The 18,199-nt window shown below is 65.0% G+C and carries 18 protein-coding genes and 1 riboswitch; of the genes, 6 read left to right on the forward strand and 12 right to left on the reverse strand.

Annotated features, from left to right (window positions below; translation table 11 throughout):
- Window positions 1–6: 6 nt before the first annotated feature.
- Window positions 7–399 (forward strand): DUF742 domain-containing protein, encoded by a 393-nt coding sequence (locus VKI00_RS19360; RefSeq protein WP_324440235.1) that lies wholly within the window; start codon window positions 7–9, stop codon window positions 397–399.
- Window positions 380–982 carry an ATP/GTP-binding protein gene (locus VKI00_RS19365; protein WP_324440237.1) on the forward strand — a complete coding sequence of 201 codons (603 nt, stop codon included), beginning with the start codon at window positions 380–382 and terminating at the stop codon, window positions 980–982. Before VKI00_RS19360 ends, VKI00_RS19365 begins: the two co-directional genes overlap by 20 nt.
- Here the strand turns inward: VKI00_RS19365 and VKI00_RS19370 are convergent.
- Both VKI00_RS19370 and VKI00_RS19375 read right to left on the reverse strand, forming a co-directional pair.
- Window positions 972–3,557, reverse strand: coding sequence for an ATP-binding cassette domain-containing protein (locus VKI00_RS19370; protein ID WP_324440239.1), 2,586 nt, complete (start codon window positions 3,555–3,557; stop codon window positions 972–974). The genes VKI00_RS19365 and VKI00_RS19370 overlap by 11 nt on opposite strands.
- 62 nt (window positions 3,558–3,619) lie before the next feature.
- Window positions 3,620–4,816, reverse strand: coding sequence for an NADH:flavin oxidoreductase (locus tag VKI00_RS19375; protein ID WP_324440241.1), 1,197 nt, complete (start codon window positions 4,814–4,816; stop codon window positions 3,620–3,622).
- Between the two features lie 36 nt (window positions 4,817–4,852).
- Between VKI00_RS19375 and VKI00_RS19380 the strand changes: the two genes are divergently transcribed.
- Window positions 4,853–5,698, forward strand: a complete 846-nt coding sequence (locus VKI00_RS19380; RefSeq protein WP_324440244.1) for a bifunctional methylenetetrahydrofolate dehydrogenase/methenyltetrahydrofolate cyclohydrolase — start codon at window positions 4,853–4,855, stop codon at window positions 5,696–5,698.
- A complete protein-coding gene (locus VKI00_RS19385) occupies window positions 5,695–5,976 on the forward strand; it encodes a DUF3017 domain-containing protein (RefSeq protein ID WP_324440246.1) in 282 nt (93 codons plus the stop codon). Before VKI00_RS19380 ends, VKI00_RS19385 begins: the two co-directional genes overlap by 4 nt.
- On the opposite strand, the gene VKI00_RS19390 is transcribed toward VKI00_RS19385, so the two are convergent.
- Window positions 5,973–6,437: a DUF732 domain-containing protein gene (locus VKI00_RS19390; protein WP_324440248.1), complete on the reverse strand. Its 465-nt coding sequence runs from the start codon at window positions 6,435–6,437 to the stop codon at window positions 5,973–5,975. The two genes, VKI00_RS19385 and VKI00_RS19390, sit on opposite strands and share 4 nt — an antisense overlap.
- Before the next feature lie 198 nt (window positions 6,438–6,635).
- On the opposite strand from VKI00_RS19390, the gene VKI00_RS19395 reads away from it, so the two are divergent.
- Window positions 6,636–8,084 carry an FAD-binding oxidoreductase gene (locus VKI00_RS19395; RefSeq protein ID WP_324440250.1) on the forward strand — a complete coding sequence of 483 codons (1,449 nt, stop codon included), beginning with the start codon at window positions 6,636–6,638 and terminating at the stop codon, window positions 8,082–8,084.
- 240 nt (window positions 8,085–8,324) lie between these two features.
- Here VKI00_RS19395 and VKI00_RS19400 read toward each other — a convergent pair whose 3' ends face one another.
- The 7 genes from VKI00_RS19400 to VKI00_RS19430 are packed head-to-tail and all read right to left on the reverse strand — an operon-like array spanning window position 8,325 to window position 13,897.
- Window positions 8,325–8,726 carry a hypothetical protein gene (locus tag VKI00_RS19400; protein WP_324440252.1) on the reverse strand — a complete coding sequence of 134 codons (402 nt, stop codon included), beginning with the start codon at window positions 8,724–8,726 and terminating at the stop codon, window positions 8,325–8,327.
- 3 nt (window positions 8,727–8,729) lie between these two features.
- Window positions 8,730–9,098, reverse strand: coding sequence for a hypothetical protein (locus VKI00_RS19405; RefSeq protein WP_324440254.1), 369 nt, complete (start codon window positions 9,096–9,098; stop codon window positions 8,730–8,732).
- Window positions 9,099–9,121: 23 nt separating this feature from the next.
- Complete coding sequence (locus tag VKI00_RS19410) at window positions 9,122–10,312, reverse strand: hypothetical protein (protein ID WP_324440256.1); 1,191 nt, start codon at window positions 10,310–10,312, stop codon at window positions 9,122–9,124.
- A gap of 7 nt (window positions 10,313–10,319) precedes the next feature.
- Window positions 10,320–10,604, reverse strand: a complete 285-nt coding sequence (locus VKI00_RS19415) for a hypothetical protein (RefSeq protein WP_324440258.1) — start codon at window positions 10,602–10,604, stop codon at window positions 10,320–10,322.
- A 56-nt stretch (window positions 10,605–10,660) separates the two neighbouring features.
- The gene (locus tag VKI00_RS19420) at window positions 10,661–11,395 is read right to left on the reverse strand and encodes a class I SAM-dependent methyltransferase (protein ID WP_324440260.1); all 735 of its coding nucleotides are present in this window, start codon (window positions 11,393–11,395) and stop codon (window positions 10,661–10,663) included.
- Window positions 11,392–12,516, reverse strand: coding sequence for a homoserine O-acetyltransferase MetX (metX, locus tag VKI00_RS19425; protein ID WP_324440262.1), 1,125 nt, complete (start codon window positions 12,514–12,516; stop codon window positions 11,392–11,394). Before metX ends, VKI00_RS19420 begins: the two co-directional genes overlap by 4 nt.
- A 10-nt stretch (window positions 12,517–12,526) precedes the next feature.
- Window positions 12,527–13,897: a bifunctional o-acetylhomoserine/o-acetylserine sulfhydrylase gene (locus tag VKI00_RS19430; protein WP_324440264.1), complete on the reverse strand. Its 1,371-nt coding sequence runs from the start codon at window positions 13,895–13,897 to the stop codon at window positions 12,527–12,529.
- Between the two features lie 178 nt (window positions 13,898–14,075).
- Window positions 14,076–14,195: riboswitch (SAM riboswitch) on the reverse strand.
- 231 nt (window positions 14,196–14,426) lie between these two features.
- Between VKI00_RS19430 and VKI00_RS19435 the strand changes: the two genes are divergently transcribed.
- Window positions 14,427–16,667, forward strand: a complete 2,241-nt coding sequence (locus VKI00_RS19435; protein WP_324440266.1) for an NADP-dependent isocitrate dehydrogenase — start codon at window positions 14,427–14,429, stop codon at window positions 16,665–16,667.
- On the opposite strand, the gene VKI00_RS19440 is transcribed toward VKI00_RS19435, so the two are convergent.
- A complete protein-coding gene (locus VKI00_RS19440) occupies window positions 16,664–17,704 on the reverse strand; it encodes an LLM class F420-dependent oxidoreductase (RefSeq protein WP_324440268.1) in 1,041 nt (346 codons plus the stop codon). The two genes, VKI00_RS19435 and VKI00_RS19440, sit on opposite strands and share 4 nt — an antisense overlap.
- Before the next feature lie 12 nt (window positions 17,705–17,716).
- Complete coding sequence (locus tag VKI00_RS19445; RefSeq protein WP_324440271.1) at window positions 17,717–18,148, reverse strand: nuclear transport factor 2 family protein; 432 nt, start codon at window positions 18,146–18,148, stop codon at window positions 17,717–17,719.
- Between the last annotated feature and the right edge of the window lie 51 nt (window positions 18,149–18,199).

An 18,199-nucleotide genomic window follows, 5' to 3' on the forward strand; every position in this document is an offset into this window, starting at 1 on the left:
GCCGCGATGGACAGTCGCGAGTCATTAGGGCCACTGGGAGCTCAGCCACCCGCAGCTGAGGCGAGCCTGGTCCGTCCTTACACTCTGACCGCCGGGCGGACCAAGGCGAGCGTCGAGCTTCCCCTCGAAGCGCCGGTGCAGACGTTGCAGTCGGCGCTCTATCACCGATGGCCACCCAACGACATACGAGGCAGGATCGTCCACCTGTGTGTCAAGAGCCCATCGGTTGCCGAGATCTCGGCCCGGCTAGATTTACCGCTCGGCGTCACGCGCGTGTTGGTCGGCGATCTTGTGACTTCGGGCTACCTTCGAGTTAACCGGACGTTGACCGATCACTCGACCCGTGATGAACGCCGCGAATTGATAGGAAGGACGCTCCGTGGCCTACGAGCGCTCTGAGCGAAAGGCCCGACCCCATCCGAAGGCGCGAGATACCGCGTCGACGAAGATCGTCATCGCGGGCGGGTTCGGTGTCGGCAAGACGACTTTCGTCGGCGCGGTGTCGGAGATCATGCCACTGCGAACCGAGGCGATGGTCACCGACGCCTCCGCGGGTGTCGACATGGTGGAGGCCACCCCGAACAAGCGGACCACCACGGTAGCGATGGACTTCGGCCGGATCACGTTGGAAGAAGATCTGGTCCTTTACCTGTTCGGCACTCCGGGGCAGCGCCGATTCTGGTTCATGTGGGACGACCTGGTGCGCGGCGCAATCGGCGCGGTCGTCCTGGTTGACTGTCGGCGCCTGCAGGACAGCTTCGCCGCGGTCGACTTCTTCGAACACCGCAACATGCCATTTCTCATCGCGGTCAACGAGTTCGACGGCGCCCCAACGTATCCGGTTGCCGAGGTGCGCAAGGCGCTGACGCTGGCCGACCACGTTCCAGTCATCAACATCGATGCGCGCGACCGTAGGTCGGCGACCGATGCACTGATCGCGGTCAGCGAGTACGCCTTGTCGAGCTTGACAGCTAGCGCTTGAGCCGGATGTTCCAGCGCACGTAGCTCGCGTAAAACAGCGACAGCAGCGCCAACATCGCCATATCGAAGAGGTAGATGTGCTTCGAGTGCTGCCATATCGGGTCGTTCGTCGGAATCTGCTTGACTTTGACCAGGTTCGGGAAGTCGATCGACGACGCTCCCGCGGCATAACCCCATCGTCCGGGCGTCACCCAGGACAGCTGATTGAGACCGGCCCGGCCGGTCACCGGGATCATCCCGCCGGCGAGCACCAGCTGCGACATGATCGACACCACCAGCAGCGGCATGATCTGTTCATTGGACTGCGCCACCGCCGACAGCATCAGGCCCAGAATGGCCGACGCGACGCAGGTGCCCGCGACGGTGACGAATAGCGAGAACGTGGAGTTGTCGAAGAACGGCGGATGTGCGGTGGGCGCACCTTTGCCGAGCCGGACGATGACGGTCGCGATGGCCGCCTGGGTGGTCGCGAAAACAAAGAAGACGAAGACCTTGGCCAGCAGATAGGCGGTGGTGGACAGACCGACCGCCTGTTCCCTGCGGAAGATGGGACGTTCGCCGATCAGGTCGCGAATCGTCAACGCGGTGCCCATGAAGACGGCGCCGATGTTGAGCAGGACCATGATGTACTGCGGCTGGGTCGGTGCGAGGCCCAGTGGGTCGGCGGGACCGAGCCCCGGTTTGGGCCCTTTCACGGTCAGCGACAGTGCACCGATCAGGAACGGCAATATCGCCAGGAACACCGAGTAGCCGCGATCGGAGATGACGAGCCGGACCTGACGGCGCGCAATCGTGGAGAACTGGCGCAGCAGGTCGGTGTGGACTGGTTCGCCCAAGTCCGCCGGGCTCTCGAGCGCCGGGGCTGCCGATTGTCTTCTGCCGTCGCGTTCCACGAAGCGGCGATTGGCTTCGTCGGGATCGGCGCCCACATTGGCGAAGATGTCCGCCCAGTTGGTGGTCCCCAACGCCGCGCCGACCTGGCTGGGCGGCCCGTTGAAGGCGGTCTTACCACCTGGGGCCACCAGCAGAATCTGGTCGCAGACGTCGAGGTAGGACACCGAGTGCGTGACCACCAGCACCACGCGACCGGCGTCGGCGAGCTGCCGCAACATCAGCATGACCTGGCGGTCCAGCGCCGGGTCCAGACCAGACGTCGGCTCGTCGAGGAGCAGCAGCGACGGCTGGGTGAGCAGCTCGAGAGCCACCGAGGCGCGTTTGCGCTGGCCGCCGGAGAGCTTGTCCACCCGGGTGTCGGCGTGCTTGGTCAGGTCGAGTTCCTCGAGCACCTGCGCGACCACCTGGGCGCGCTCTTGTTTGCTGGTGTCGGGCGGTAGTCGCAGCTCCGCGGCGTAGCCGAGTGCCTGGTTCACCGTCAGCTGGCGGTGAACCACATCGTCCTGCGGGACCATCCCGATCCTGCTGCGCATGGTCGCGTACTCGGCGTGGATGTTGTGACCCTCGAAGGTGACCGAGCCGGCGCTGGGGCGGGTGTATCCGGCGATCAGCCGCGACAGTGTGGTCTTGCCCGCACCGGACCCCCCGATGATCGCGGTCAGTGTGCCCGGCCGGGCGGTCAGGGAGATGTTGTCCAGCAGTTCCTTGCCGTCGATCTTGAAGTGGACGCCGTTGACCTCGAGGCCACCGCTGCGGGTGGCGGCTTCGGTGCGGCGGATCAGGTTGCCGTCGGTGAAGACCAGGTCGATGTTGCCGATCGTGACCACGTCGCCGTCGTTGAGCACCGCCGAACCGACGCGCACGCCGTTGACGAACGTGCCGTTGACGCTATGGGCGTCGCGGATCTCGGTGCCGAGCGGCGACTGCACGAGGAACGCGTGATGGCGCGACGCGAGCACATCCTGGATGACGATGTCGTTGTCGTTGGCACGACCGATCGTGGCCGATCCCGGCGGCCTCTCCGGGGCGCCGACCCCGGGGAGAAACGCCTGGATCATCTTGGTGGCGAGGTTGCCCGTCTCGGGCTTGCCGGTCGGCCGGACCATCTGAGGTTTCGGCGGGAGGTTCGGCGGCGGCGCCGGCGGAGCTTGCCGGTTCGGCGGTGGTTGGTAGCCCGGCGGCCGTTGGCCTCCGGCGCCCTGATACATCGGCTGTGGAGGGGCGCCCGGATGCGGTCGCGATGCTGCTGCCGGTGGCCGGTGTGCGCCCGGCCGCAGCCCGGCCGCGGGGCGTGCGGGCTGCGGCCGCGCTGCCGCTGACTGTTGGACGGCGCGCATCGACGCGGTTTGCGGCGGCCGGCCGGCCGCGCCGGCGTGGTGGCCGACCTCGAAAGCGAGCTTCGGCCCGTCGGGATTGCCGATGTTGATGCTCTGGCCGTCGTGGATGTCGACGACCGGCACCCGACGGCCGTTGACGTAGGTCCCGTTCAACGAGCCGTTGTCGATGGCGAGCCAACGCCCCTGGTCGAAACGCAGTAGGAGATGTGCACGCGAGATGAGCGGATGCGTGATGCGCATGTCGGCGCGCAGATCGCGCCCGACGACTACGTCATGGCCTGCGGCGAATGTGCGTTGAGAACCGTCGTACCGGACGGTCAGCACGGGCGGTGCTGCTTGACTCATCGCCCCAACCTTAGCTGCTTGGCTGACTGCGCCGACCGCGACACGGGCGGCGGAGCCCATCGTTAGCCGAGGGCGTCGGGAGCGCCGGTGACCACGCAACGGGTGCGGGTGTAGATGGTCGGCATGCACCGGTTGCAGTGCGTACACGCCGAATGGACGGTGCCGTCGGCGGCGATCCGGTTGATCAGATCGGGCTCGGCCAGCAGAGCCCGGCCCATCGCCACGAAGTCGAATCCCTCCGCCATGGCCAGGTCCATCGTCTCTCGGTTGGTGATGCCGCCAAGCAGGATCAGCGGCATCGTCAGCTCGGCGCGGAACATCTTGGCATCGCGCAGCAGATAGGCCTCCCGGTAGGGGTATTCGCGCAGAAACTTCTTGCCCGTCATGCGCATGCCCCAGCGCAGCGGCGGTTTGAAGGCCCCGGCGAACTCCTTGAGCGGTGCGTCGCCGCGGAACAGATACATCGGATTGACCAGTGAGCTGCCCGCGGTCAGCTCGATCGCGTCCAGCCCGCCGTCGTCTTCCAACCACTTGGCCGTGGTCAGCGCCTCCTCGACGCTGATTCCGCCGCGCACCCCATCGGCCATGTTGAGCTTGGCGGTGACCGCGATCGGCGTTCCCTCGTTTTCCACCGCGCGCCGAACGGCCAGCACCATCCCGCGGGCGACCTTGGCCCGGTTCTCCAGCGATCCGCCGAACTCGTCGTCGCGCCGATTGATCAACGGAGAGAGAAAGGCGCTCGCCAAATAGTTGTGGCCCAAATGGATTTCGACGGCGTCGAAGCCTGCTTGAATGGCGAATCGGGCGGCGTTGGCGTGGGCGGCGATAACGTCATCGATGTCGTCGCGAGTCGCCTTCTTGGCGAATCGCATGCCAATGGGATTGAAGAACCGCACCGGCGCCAGGGCCTTGGCCTTGTTGGATTTGGCATTGGCCACCGGGCCGGCGTGGCCGATCTGCGCGCTGACCGCCGCGCCCTCGGCGTGAATCGCATCGGTGAGCCGGCGGAACCCGGGCACGGCCTCCGGGCGCATCCAGATCCCGTTGCCTTCGGTGCGGCCACCCCGGGAGACCGCGCAGTAGGCGACCGTGGTCATCCCGACGCCGCCGGCGGCCGGCAATCGGTGGTACTCGATCAGGTCGTCGCTCACCAGTGCGTTGGGCGTTCGGGCTTCGAAGGTCGCCGACTTGATGGTGCGATTGCGCAGCGTGATCGGACCCAGCTTAGCGGGGCTCAACACGTCCGGAGGGCTAGACATACGGGGAGCGTACGCGGGCATGGAAGACTGTTAGGCGTGGGTGCGATCACGTTGGACGGCAAAGTCACGCGCGACGAAATCTTCGTCGATCTGAAGCAACGGGTGGCGGCGTTGACCGCTTCGGGGCGGACGCCCGGCCTGGGCACGATCCTGGTCGGCGACGACCCGGGCTCGCAAGCCTACGTCCGCGGAAAGCATTCCGACTGCGCCAAGGTCGGAATCACCTCGCTGCGCCGCGACCTGCCCGCCGATATCAGCCAGGCGAAGCTCAACGAAACCATCGACGAACTCAACGCCAACCCCGAGTGCACCGGTTACATCGTGCAGTTGCCGCTGCCGAAACACCTGGACGAGAACGCCGCGCTGGAGCGCGTCGATCCGGACAAGGATGCCGACGGACTGCACCCGACGAACCTGGGTCGGCTGGTGCTGGGTACTCCGGCGCCGCTGCCGTGCACCGCGCGCGGCATCGTGCACCTGTTGCGGCGCTTCGGCGTCGAGATCGCCGGCGCGCACGCCGTGGTCCTCGGCCGCGGTGTCACGGTCGGTCGTCCGCTGGGGCTGATACTGACCCGCCGCTCAGAAAACGCCACTGTGACGTTGTGTCACACCGGAACTCGTGATCTGCCTGCGCTGACCAGGAAGGCCGACATCATCGTGGCGGCGGCGGGCGTCCCGCATCTACTCACCGCGGACATGGTGCGTCCCGGCGCCGCCGTCGTCGACGTCGGCCTCAGCCATACCGAGAACGGGCTGGTCGGCGACGTGCACCCGGACGTGTGGGAGGTCGCCGGTCACGTGTCGCCGACTCCCGGCGGCGTCGGCCCGCTGACCCGCGCATTCCTGTTGACGAACGTCGTCGAATTGGCCGAACAGCAATGACTTTGCGTTCGCTGGTTCGCGCGCAGTGGCCGATCGTGACGGTCGTGCTGATCTTTGCGGTGGCGTTCGCACTGGCGGCGGCGAACTTCTGGCGCCGCGGCTCGCTGTTGATCGGCATCGGGGTAGGAGTGGCCGCCGTGCTGCGGCTAGCACTCACCGAAGAACGGGCGGGGCTGCTGGTGGTGCGTAGCAAGGGAATTGACTTCACCATGATGTCGCTGGTCGCGGCGAGCATGGTCTATATCGCCTGGACAATCGACCCGCTGGGTACTCGCTAGATCCCGGGGATCATCCCCGGCATACCTGGCACGCCTGGCATGCCGGGTGTACCCGCCATGCCTGGCAGCTGTTGCAAACCAGATACGTTGCCGCCCATTATGTTTGCCATCTCTTCCGGGCAGTAGGTCTGGATCGCGATCGTGGTGAACATCTGGGCCAACTGCGGTGACATGCCCCGGTGTGCGACGCCCGATGCGGCGGCAGCAAAACTACCGCCCGGTTGGGCGATCATCGGGCAGATGGACTGACCCACGGCCATCGCGTTTCCTGGTTCGCCGTACTCGATGCCGGCATGGCTCAGCGCGTCGATGAAGTCGTCGTCGTGCGGATCTGCCTCCACCGGAGCCGAAAACAGTGCGGACGCGGTGATCAGGCAACCGGCGCCCCACAGCAAACGAACGGCCAGTGGTTGGTTGTTCAAGCGCCAAATCCAGTTGCGGGTGACCTCAAGCGTCGCCATGTCCTGCTCCTCACGTGGTGGGAGTGCAACCGCGGCACTCAAGAGTCCCGGTTAGAAACCCTCGTTTATCGCGGTCACGTTCACAACACGGCGCGGTTAAGGTTCGCGCACGTTTTGGTTTTCCCGCGACACGTCATGCGGCACCGCGGTTCTGGTGGTTGACAATGCGGGACGTGACGCAATCGCGGGAGGCGTGAGTTGACGCGTGAGATCTCGCGCCAGACGTTTCTGCGGGGTGCCGTCGGAGCGTTGGCCGCCGGCGCGATCCTCGGACCGGGGCGAGCCGGATCGGGCCGGGCTGTTGCCGATCCGATTGCCTCCGGCTGGGGCCCGCTTTCCTCTGCCATCGGCGGGCAGGTCATACAACCGGGCGGTCCGCAATTCGCCACTGCCAAGCAGGTTTTCAACACCAACTACAATGGCTTGACGCCGGCGGTGGTCGTTGTCCCGACATCTCCGGCGGACGTGCAAAAGGCGATGGCGTTCGCCGCCGCCAAAAACCTCAAGGTTGCTCCACGCAGCGGTGGACACTCCTATATCGGGGCATCCACCGCGAACGGAACCATGGTGCTCGACCTGCGCCAGTTGCCCGGCGGGATCAATTACGACGCCTCCACCGGCCTGGTCACCGTCACGCCAGCGACCAGTTTGTATGCGATGCACCAAATGCTGGCCGCGGCAGGCCGGGGAATCCCGACGGGTACCTGCCCATCGGTCGGTGCCTCCGGCCACGCCCTCGGCGGCGGTCTGGGCGCCCATTCCCGGCACGCCGGCCTGATGTGTGACGCGTTGAGATCGGCAACGGTGGTGCTGCCCAGCGGTCAGACGGTGACCGCATCTGCCAACAGCAACCCGGACCTGTTCTGGGCGTTGCGCGGTGGCGGTGGCGGCAACTTCGGGGTGACCACCTCGCTGACCTTCGCCACGTTCCCAACCGGTGACGTCGACGCGGTGAACCTCAACTTCCCGCCGCAGTCATTCGCGCAGGTCCTCGTCGGTTGGCAGAACTGGCTGCGGACCGCCGACCGAAGCAGCTGGGCGCTGGCCGACGCCACGGTCGACGCGATGGGCACGCACTGTCGTATCCTCGCGACCTGCCCGGCCGGGTCGGGTGGCAGCGTGTCGAACGCCATCGTTTCGGCCGTCGGTATGCAACCGACCGGCACCGAGAACCACACGTTCAACTACTTGGACCTGGTGAACTATCTGGCCGTCGGCAACCTCAACCCGTCGCCGCTCGGATATGTCGGCGGATCCGACGTCTTTACGACGATCAGCCCCGCCGCCGCACAGGGGATCGCCGCGGCGGTCGACGCTTTTCCCCGCAACGCCGGCCGCATGTTGGCGATCATGCACGCCCTCGACGGCGCCCTCGCCAGCATCCCGCCGGGCGGCACGGCGTTCCCGTGGCGCCAGCAGTCCGCGCTGGTGCAGTGGTACGTCGAAACCGGTGATCCTTCGGCAGCGACCGGCTGGCTCAACACGGCCCACCAAGCGGTGCGACCGTATTCGGTCGGGGGCTACGTGAACTATGTCGAGGCAAACCAGCCGCCGTCGCGCTACTTTGGTCCGAACACGTCGCAGCTGAGTGCCGTACGGCAGAAATACGATCCCGGCCGAGTCATGTTCTCCGGTCTCAACTTCTGACGCCGAGTGTGGGCTTCTGTTCGCGGTGCGGGCGGAAAACCTTGTAACAACCACACATTCGACGCGAGTGCTAAAGCGAATCTCTAGCGCTCTGTTCAAGCGCCCGCGCTACTCGCTTCCCCTTGTCGGTCAGCTCCATCCAGGCGAACCAAACCCACGCAGGCTTATCGTCGTAATGGGTGACATAGACATCGGAAATCTTCTGTATCGACTCATCGAAGACTGGCAGTAAGCAGCGCCTCACGGACTTTTTCGCGTGCGGTGGTCATCGCTTAATCCTGCCTCTAAGTGTGCTGCTACCCGCTTGCCCTCGTCGGTCAGCTTCATCCACGCGAAAAATACCCAGGCTGGTGGATCGTCATAGTGAGTGACGTACACATCGCAGATTTTTTGGATGGAGTTGTCTAGCGGCCCGTCCCAAGTCTCCCAACGTCCTTCATCACCGGACATGGCTCCCAATACAATCAGTCCGTCGTCGGCCAAGGAGCGAATCGTCGCTAAGGTCTCGTTTTGTACGTCCAGCACCGATGCCGACGGATACTGCTGCTTCACGTAGTAGTCAACCTGGGTAATCGGCAATTCGCCGCCCGCCGCTATATCGAGAATTAGCTCTGTGCGCACTTTTTCGCGTGCGGTAGTCATCGCTTAATCCTGCCTCTGAAGTGCTCGCGCTAACCGCTTGCCCGCGTCGGTGAGCTCCATCCAAACGAACCAGACCCATTCGGGACGGTCGTCATACTTGGCCACATAGACGTCCGAAATTTTCTCAATTGACTCATCGAGCGGCTCGCTCCATGGAACTAAACGCCCAGTCTCGCCAGACAGGTCGCCTAGTACGAACAGGCCGTCGCCGACCAGGGAACGAATCGTAGCTAGGGTTTCACGCTGTACCTCGGTCATGGACGCTGTCCGGTTTTGTTGGGTCACGCATGAAACAACAGCAGCAAGCGGCAAAGCGCCCTCTAAAGCGCCGAGGAGTAGCTCTGCATGTACTTTTTCACGTGCGGTGGTCATTCGATCAGTCCTTGGTCTCGTCACTATGGTTCGTATTCGGGCAGGTCGGCCAAGTCGTCTTTGCCGAGTATCGGCGGGGCGTGGTGACTGTGGGGTGGAGGAACGAAGTGCGGGAATGAGTTCGGATCGATCGGCCCCATGGGAACAAACGGTTCCGGCTCGGCTGGTGCGGGTCGTGGCGCTGGCGCCTCCACGGGCGCACGCTCGACCGGCGAAGACTCAACCGGCGCACGCGGCCCGGGCTCAGAACCTTCAGGTGCACTCGGTTCCGCGCGCGGGATATTCGGAACGCCGCCTGTAGCAGCGTTGACATGAACCTTCTCGTACGGGCCGTTTGGGGGGTTGAAGTCCAGTGTCAGGCCATTGTCGCCGGATCGCAGACCGATGATCGTCCCATCACGCAAGACTTTCTCGGTGCCTTTGTATGTAGTTGGTGGTGTGCGGTCCGGTGCGCCTTCGGTCGCCCAGTCCCAGAGCCTTCGGAGGTCCTCTTCACTGCGGATCTCGTCAAAGGTCGGACGAGTGCCCTTCGGAAGCCCCTTGATCGCATCGCGGACATCTTGGCCCGTATGCCCGGGGCTAGGTGTTGGGGTTGGTGCTTGTTTCCAGTCGACAAGCTGAATCGTCCCGTTCCGCGGATCGGCACCGACGCGAGTGGGTTTGCCGTTGTAGTTGATCGGCTTCTCGTCGAAGGTGAGGCTGCCGACATCGCCAGCGGCGGCGGTGAGCCTCGTGCCGACTTCACTATCGGTAGCGACGAGCTGGGCGGCGCGGCTACTAATCTCAGCGGAAAATGCCTGTGCCTGTGCCTGTGCCCGGCGCGGGGCCAGCTCTGCAGCGTTGCTTGATGTTTGGGTGTCGAGGACCGAAAGATCCTCGCCCACAACAAAACCGGCCTGCCGAGCGTCATCTACTTTGTAGAGCACCGAGCGCTGGACCCTGCTGATATCACCCGCACCTTCGCGGGCTATCCGCGCTGCCTCACGTAACCGGTCAGATTTCCGGGCGACCATCGCCTTATCGGCGGTGCTCCGCTCGACCAGCGCATCGCGTGCTCGACCTTCCCAATCCATCCCGAGCGACTGCTGCCAAACCTGTCCATACACGTCATCCCAACGGTTCGCGGTGGAATCCCAATGGTCAGCCGCTTCGCTCAGATGATCGACATCCCAGCCATAGATCTGTCGGAGCGTCGGCAATCCGATCGTCAACATCTCTGCCTCATAGGGATTCGGTCAGCGCGTTGAGCAAATCCGCCGAGCTTGCCTCGCTTTCGGTGTACGCGGTGGCCGCTGCGGTGGTCTTGACTGCGGTGACCTGGGTGCGCGCGGTGAGAGCCTCGCTCGCTGCGGCTACCCCGGCGTGAATCGCGGTGACCGCTGCGGCACTGGGTTGAAATGACAGGCGGGGCGCCGTGGGCCCAGCCGCGCTAAGCTCGCCGGCCAGGGTATGCCACCCGCTGGCCGTGGAGTGCAGCTCGTCGGTAGCTGCCCGGAAAATTCCCATTCTGCGAAGCTTAACCAGCGCACCGGTGGTATCAAGTCAGTCGCTACCAGAGGCAACTACGCCGACAGCGTCGCCCGCACACACACCGTGACGTAGGGCAGCGCAAGGCCTCCCGCGTTCGCCAATGCCGGATGGGTTGCCAGCAATTCGCGTACCTGGTCCAGCGTCTTGGTGCGCACTTCGGTAGGCGAGGTGATGCAGTAGCTGCGAGAAGCGACTAAGTCGATCAATGCTTGTGGCGTAAGGTAATTCGTCCACTCGACCTGATGGCGCTCTACGCCGGTGAACGGCTGCGGCAGCGTCACCTTGTCGCGGACGGGGTCCCCATCGTGGCCGATGATGCGACCCAGCTCCCGCACCCAGCCGAGCCGCGCGTCGCGGGTGTTCCAAACCAGACCCAGTCGTCCGCCCGGCCGCAGCACCCGTGCCACTTCGGGAATCGCCCGCGCCGGGTTGACCCAATGCCAGGCCTGCGCGACGAGCACCGCATCAACACTGTTGTCCCCCAACGGAATTTCTTCCGCCGTGCCGAGCAGTGCCGGCGTGTCCGGCAGCGACTTGCCCAGCATCTCCAGCATCTCGGCGATCGGATCGACGGCGACCACGTCCAGTCCCCGCTCCACTAGCCGGGTGGTCAGCTTTCCGGTCCCGGCGCCGAGGTCCAGCACGTCTTTAGCCCCAGCCGGTAACAGCCAATCGATCGCCTCCGGCGGGTACGACGGACGGCCGCGCTCATACGCGGCCGCTTCAGCGCCAAACGACAATGAGCGGGCCGGCGATGATTGGGTCACCGTGGACACGCGCCTTCACCGCTGGCCAAGTCGAGGGTCTGCCGCACCAGCTCACCGACCGCCTCGGATTCCACCAGGAATCCGTCGTGGCCGTAAATCGAGTCGACAATCTGCAGCCCGTGACATCCGGGCAACAGTTCGGCGAGTTCGGATTGCAGGCGCAGCGGGTAGAGCCGGTCGGAGGTGATCCCGCCGACCACCACCGGCACTGGGCAGTTGCGCAACGCGGCGGCGACACCGCCGCGGCCATGGCCGACATCGTGACGGGACAGTGCCTCGGTGAGCACCACATAGCTGCCGGCGTCGAATCGGGACACCAGCTTGCTGCCCTGGTGCTCCAGATAGCTCTGCACCGCGTAGCGGCCGTCTTCGCCCTGCGCGTCGTTGGCGAACCGGGTGTCCAGCTCGACCTCGCCGCGGTACGTCAGATGCGCGAAGCGGCGGGCAATATCCAGGCCGGCGTCGGGGCTGCGCCCGGTGCGGTAGTAGTCACCGCCCTGCCAGTCGGGGTCGGCTTTGATCGCCGCGATCTGGGTGCACTGGGTGCCGATCTGGTCGGCCGTCGCGCGCGCACCCACCGCCAGCAGCAGACCCGCGCGCACCCGGTCGGGGTGGCCGACGATCCATTCCAGCGCCCGGGCTCCACCCATCGACCCGCCGACCACCGCGGCGACCTCGCTGATGCCCAGCGCCGCCAGCGCGGCGACGTCGGCCTCGACCTGATCTCGCACAGAGATCAACGGAAACCTTGAACCCCAAGGCTTTCCATCGGGGGCGGTCGAACTCGGCCCGGTCGAGCCGCGGCAGCCGCCCAGCACATTGGTGGCCACCGCGCACCAGCGGTCGGTATCGATCGGCGCGCCCGGGCCCGCTATGCCGTCCCACCAGCCCGGCGTCGGATGTCCCGGCCCAGCAGGTCCCGTGATGTGCGAATCGCCGGTGAGCGCATGCAGCACCACCACGACGTTGTCGCGGGTAGGTGACAGTTCGCCCCAGCGCTGCACGGCGATGTCGACGTCGTCGATCACCGCACCGCTTTCCAGCATCAGCGAACCGATGTGAACGACGCCCACCTCGCCTTCGGCGGGCAGCGTCTGGGTGGGCACGTCAGAGATCGTCATCTCGGGCTCCTCAGAACGCCGCCACGGCGTGCGGGTCACCGCTGCCGGACTTCGCGCCGCCGTACTTTCGGGCGGCGGCGAAGCCCAGCTCGAGGTCGGCCAGGATGTCGTCGATGCCCTCGATGCCCACGGCCAGCCGCACCAACCCCGGGCTCACGCCGGTGGACAGCTGCTCGGCGGCGCTGAGCTGGGAATGCGTTGTCGACGCCGGGTGAATCACCAGCGATCGCACATCGCCGATATTGGCGACGTGGCTGTGCAACTTGAGCGCGTTGACGAACGCCTTGCCCGCCTCGACTCCGCCGGCCAACTCGAAGGACAACACCGCTCCGGTGCCCTTGGGCGCCAGCTTCTTGGCCCGCTCGTACCACGGCGAGCTCGGCAGGCCTGCGTAGTTGACCGAAAGCACGTCGTCGTGGCCGGCGAGGAATTCGGCGACTCGCTGGGCATTGGCGACATGACGCTCGACACGCAAGCTCAGAGTTTCCAGCCCCAGCGCGACCAGGAACGCATTGAACGGCGACGCAGCCGACCCGTAATCGCGCAGCAACTGCACGCGCGCTTTCAACGCGAACGCGGGCGGGCCCAGCTCCGCGTACACCACGCCGTGGTAGCTGGGGTCGGGGGTGGTGAAGCCCGGGAAGCGGTCCTGGGCCCAGTCGAAGGTACCGCCGTCGACGATCACACCGGCGATCGCTGCGCCGTGACCGCCCAGATACTTGGTGGCCGAGTGCACCACGATGTCGGCGCCCTGGCTGATCGGCTGAATCAGGTACGGGGTGGCGACGGTGTTGTCGACGATCAGCGGCACGCCATGCTCGTGGGCCACTCCGGAAACGCCGGGGGTGTCCAACACGTCGATCTGCGGGTTGGAAATGGTCTCGGCGAAGAAGGCCTTGGTGTTCGGGCGCGCCGCGGCCCGCCACGAGTCCAGGTCGTCGGGATCGTCGACGAAGCTGACGTCGACGCCCAGCTTGGGCAGCGAGTAGTGGAACAGGTTGTAGGTGCCGCCGTACAGACGCGGGCTGGACACGATGTGGTCGCCGGAGGCGGCCAGGTTCAAAATCGCGAACGTCTCGGCGGCTTGCCCGGAGGACAGGAACAGCGCCGCCACGCCGCCTTCCAGCGCGGCGATGCGCTGTTCGACGACGTCGGTGGTCGGGTTGCCGATCCGGGTGTAGATGTTGCCCGGGACTTCCAGACCGAACAGCGCCGCCGCGTGTGCGGTGTCGTCGAACACGTAGGACGTGGTCTGGTAGATCGGCAGCGCGCGGGCGTTGGTGGTCGGATCCGGCTGCTGGCCGGCGTGGATCTGCTTGGTCTCGAACGACCAGTGCGCGGTCGGATCGGTGTCGCTTTCAGGGTTGGTTTCGGAACTCACGTGGGTTGCTTTCTGGGAAGGAAGTCGGGTGGTCGAGTGCTCGTGGCTGCGCGGGACGCCATCTGGAGGCCCTAGATGACGACCGTCAGCCAGCGGTCAGCAACTGCGACGCACGATGGGCCAGCCCCAATAGGTGCGCATCAGGTTTCCCTGTCTACTCGGGGGGCCCGTCACCGCGGACCCGCGCTTGCCGACGTAGCCGGTTTGGCTACTCAACCTGGTCATCACCCGGGGCACCCCACCGCGGTTGGAGGGTTGCCGGCCAGCAAGCCGGGGCTTGACGCTGGCGCTCATGACCTGCCGGCAGCGTATCGCACGTTGCCGACTTTGTGCCACTGAGTCATTTGGAGGCGACCCGCTGCGCCCGGCTTCGCCGCGCTTGCGATCGCCACCGCCTGCCTGCCGAGCAGGGATTTGGCGGCGTACCCCTTGATGGCCGCCGATTCCCTGGTACGGGATACTGGCGGTCAGGGTACAACGCGAGGCACCTGAAGAAATCCGACCGAACAGCGACGCCGGGAGAAGAACTGTGTGCGCCGAACAGCCGACCATCATCTATACGCTGACCGACGAGGCGCCGTTGCTGGCGACTTATGCCTTCCTGCCGATCGTGCGCGCCTTCGCCGAGCCCGCGGGCATCCAGATCAAGACCAGCGACATCTCGGTGGCCGCACGGATCCTGGCCGAGTTCCCTGACTACCTGACCGACGAGCAGAAAGTCCCGGACAACCTCGGCGAGCTGGGCCGCCTGACGAAGCTGGCCGACACCAACATCATCAAGCTGCCGAACATCAGCGCCTCGGTGCCCCAGCTGGTCGCGGCCGTCAAGGAACTGCAGGGCAAGGGATTCAAAATTCCGGACTATCCGCAGAGTCCGAAAACCGACGAGGACAAGGAAATTCGCGACCGTTATGCCAAATGTCTTGGCAGTGCGGTGAATCCAGTTCTACGGCAGGGTAATTCGGACCGCCGTGCGCCCCATGCGGTCAAAGAGTATGCGCGCAAGCACCCGCACAGCATGGGGAAGTGGTCGCAGGCGTCGCGCACCCATGTCGCAACCATGCGGCACGGCGACTTCTACCACGGTGAGAAGTCGATGACGCTGGACCGGGCGCGCAACGTGAAGATGGAGTTGGAGACCAACAGCGGCAAGACGATCGTGCTCAAACCCATGGTGTCGCTGCGGAATGGCGACGTCATCGACAGCATGTTCATGAGCAGGAAGGCTCTGTGCGAGTTCTACGAGGCGCAGATGGAGGACGCCTACAAGACCGGCGTGATGTTCTCCCTGCATGTCAAGGCCACCATGATGAAGGTATCCCACCCGATCGTGTTCGGCCACGCCGTGAAGATCTTCTACAAGGAGGCATTCGCCAAGCACCAGGAGCTGTTCGACGAACTCGGCGTCAACGTCAACAACGGATTGGTCGACCTCTACAACAAGATTGAGTCGCTGCCCGCGTCGCAACACGACGAGATCATCCGCGACCTGCACGCCTGCCACGAGCACCGGCCCGAGCTGGCCATGGTCGACTCGGCCAAGGGAATTACCAATTTTCATTCGCCCAGCGACGTGATCGTGGATGCGTCGATGCCGGCGATGATCCGCGCGGGCGGCAAGATGTACGGCGCCGACGGGCGGCAGAAGGACACCAAGGCCGTCAACCCCGAGTCCACGTTTTCCCGTATCTACCAGGAGATCATCAACTTCTGTAAGACGCACGGCCAGTTTGATCCGGCGACGATGGGCACGGTCCCCAACGTCGGGCTGATGGCGCAGCAGGCCGAGGAGTATGGCTCGCACGACAAGACGTTCGAGATACCGGAGGACGGCGTCGCCAACATCGTCGACCTCGACACCGGGGAAGTCCTGCTGACGCAACACGTGGAAGACGGCGACATCTGGCGGATGCCGATCGTCCGGGACGAGCCGATCCGCGACTGGGTCAAGCTGGCGGTCGACCGGGCGAGAAACTCGGGCATGCCGGTGGTGTTCTGGCTGGACCAGGAGCGTCCGCACGAGAGCGAACTGCGCAAGAAGGTCAACACCTATCTGGCCGACTACGACACCGAGGGCCTCGACATCGCGACCATGTCGCAGGAACGAGCGATGCGGCACACGATCGAGCGCGCGATGCGCGGGCAGGACACCATCGCCGCGACCGGAAACATCCTGCGCGACTACCTCACCGACCTGTTCCCAATCCTGGAGTTGGGCACCAGCGCCAAGATGCTATCCATCGTGCCGCTGATGGCCGGTGGCGGAATGTACGAGACGGGAGCGGGCGGTTCAGCGCCTAAGCACGTGCACCAACTCGTCGAGGAGAACCACCTACGGTGGGATTCACTTGGTGAATTCCTCGCGCTGGGAGCGTGTTTCGAGGACATCGGGATCAAGACCGGTAACGAACGGGCCAAGATTCTGGGCAAGACGCTCGACGACGCGATCGGCAAACTGCTGGACAACAACAAGAGCCCGTCACGCAAGACCGGTGAACTCGACAACCGCGGCAGCCAGTTCTACCTGGCCATGTACTGGGCGCAGGAACTCGCCGCGCAGACCGATGATGACGAGTTGCGCAAACACTTTGCCGCACTGGCCGATACGTTGGCCAAGAACGAAGAAGCTATCGTCGCCGAACTCGCCGCGGTCCAGGGCGAGGCGGTGGACATCGGCGGCTACTACGCGCCTGATACCGCCATGACGACCGCGGTGATGCGGCCGAGCAAAACCCTCAACGCTGCTCTGGAGGATGCGCAGCGGTCCTAGTCGATCAGATTGCGGAGCGTCTCGATGAGCTTGACCCGGTCGGCGGGCGTTGCGGCGATCGGTGCCACGACCAAAGTAGTTACCCCAGCCTCGCGGAACGCCGCCACTCGCTCCTTGACGAACCCGGGTGCGCCGATGAGCGAGACATCTCGCACGAGTTCATCGGGCACAGCCTTTGCGGCGCCGTCCTTGTCGCCGGCCAGATAAAGCTCTTGGATGCGATCGGCCTGCGGGCCGTAGCCGTACTTGGTGGCCAACGTGTGGTAGAAGTTCTTGCCCTTGGCGCCCATGCCGCCGATGTAGAGAGCCAGGTGCGGTTTGACGAAGTCCCTTAGCGGCTCGACGTTTTCGCCGATGGCCAATGCCGGTCCGGCGAACACATCGAGGTTCCCCAAAGCGGGATCGCGCTTGGCCTGGCCGGCGGCCAGCGCGTCGCCCCACACGTCTTGCGCCTTCTCCGGCAGATAGAAGATCGGTTGCCAGCCCTCGGCGATCTCGGCGGCCAGCTCGACGTTCTTGGGCCCGAGCGCGGCGATGAGTATCGGAATACGTTCCCGGACAGGCTTATTGATTAGCTTGAGCGGCTTGCCCAGCCCGGTGCCCTGGTCAGCGGGCAGCGGGATCGTGTAGTGCTTGCCCTGGTGTTGCAGGGTCTCGCGACGCCAGACCTGGCGGCAGATGTCGACGACTTCGCGGGTGCGGCCTATCGGGGCGTCGTAGGGCACCCCGTGGAAGCCCTCGATGACCTGCGGGCCGGAGGCGCCGAGCCCGAGGGTGAACCGGCCGTCGGAGACATAGTCCAGGCCCGCCGCGGTCATCGCAGTCAATGTGGGCGTCCGGGTGTAGAGCTGCAGAATGCCCGAGGCCAGCTCCACCCGTTCTGTGCTGGCCGCGAGGTAGCCCAACCCGCTGACCGCGTCGAACGAATACGCCTCGGGGACAAAGACAATGTCGCACCCCGCGCGTTCGAGGTCGGCGACCTCGGCGGCCACCTCCTTGAAGCCGCCCGCGTAGTTGATGCCCAATCCGATCCGCATGTTCGACACCCCCTACACGCTAGTGAACTGCTCGGCCAGTTCCAGCGCCCCCTGCTGGATCCGACCGAATTGGGCGCCCATCGCCTCGGACAGGGCCGTCGCAGCCGACAGCGGCCGCACCATCACCATGAAGTCGTCGATCAGACCCTGGTCGTTGAAGTGCAAGAAATCGCAGCCGGTGAGGTTGACGCCCGGCACCCCGGAAATCTTGGTCTCGAACACAAACGCATGGTCGCGGCCGTTGCTGTCATGGATTTCGCGGACGTAATGGAAGTCCTCGAAGACTCGCAAGACGCCGCGCAGGATGGCCGCGGTGAGCGGCTTGCCGACATAGGGCTTGAACGCCACCGGGCTGGTGAACACCACGTCGTCGGCCAGCAGCGCTGCGATGCCCGCCTCGTCGCGCTGCTCGACCGCTTTGCGGAACGGATGCTTAGAACTCACCAGACACCTCGCATAGTCAATTTGTTGAGTAGGTGTGTCTGACGCTAAAGC

This window comes from Mycobacterium sp. (genome assembly GCF_035314665.1).
GTDB lineage: Bacteria > Actinomycetota > Actinomycetes > Mycobacteriales > Mycobacteriaceae > Mycobacterium.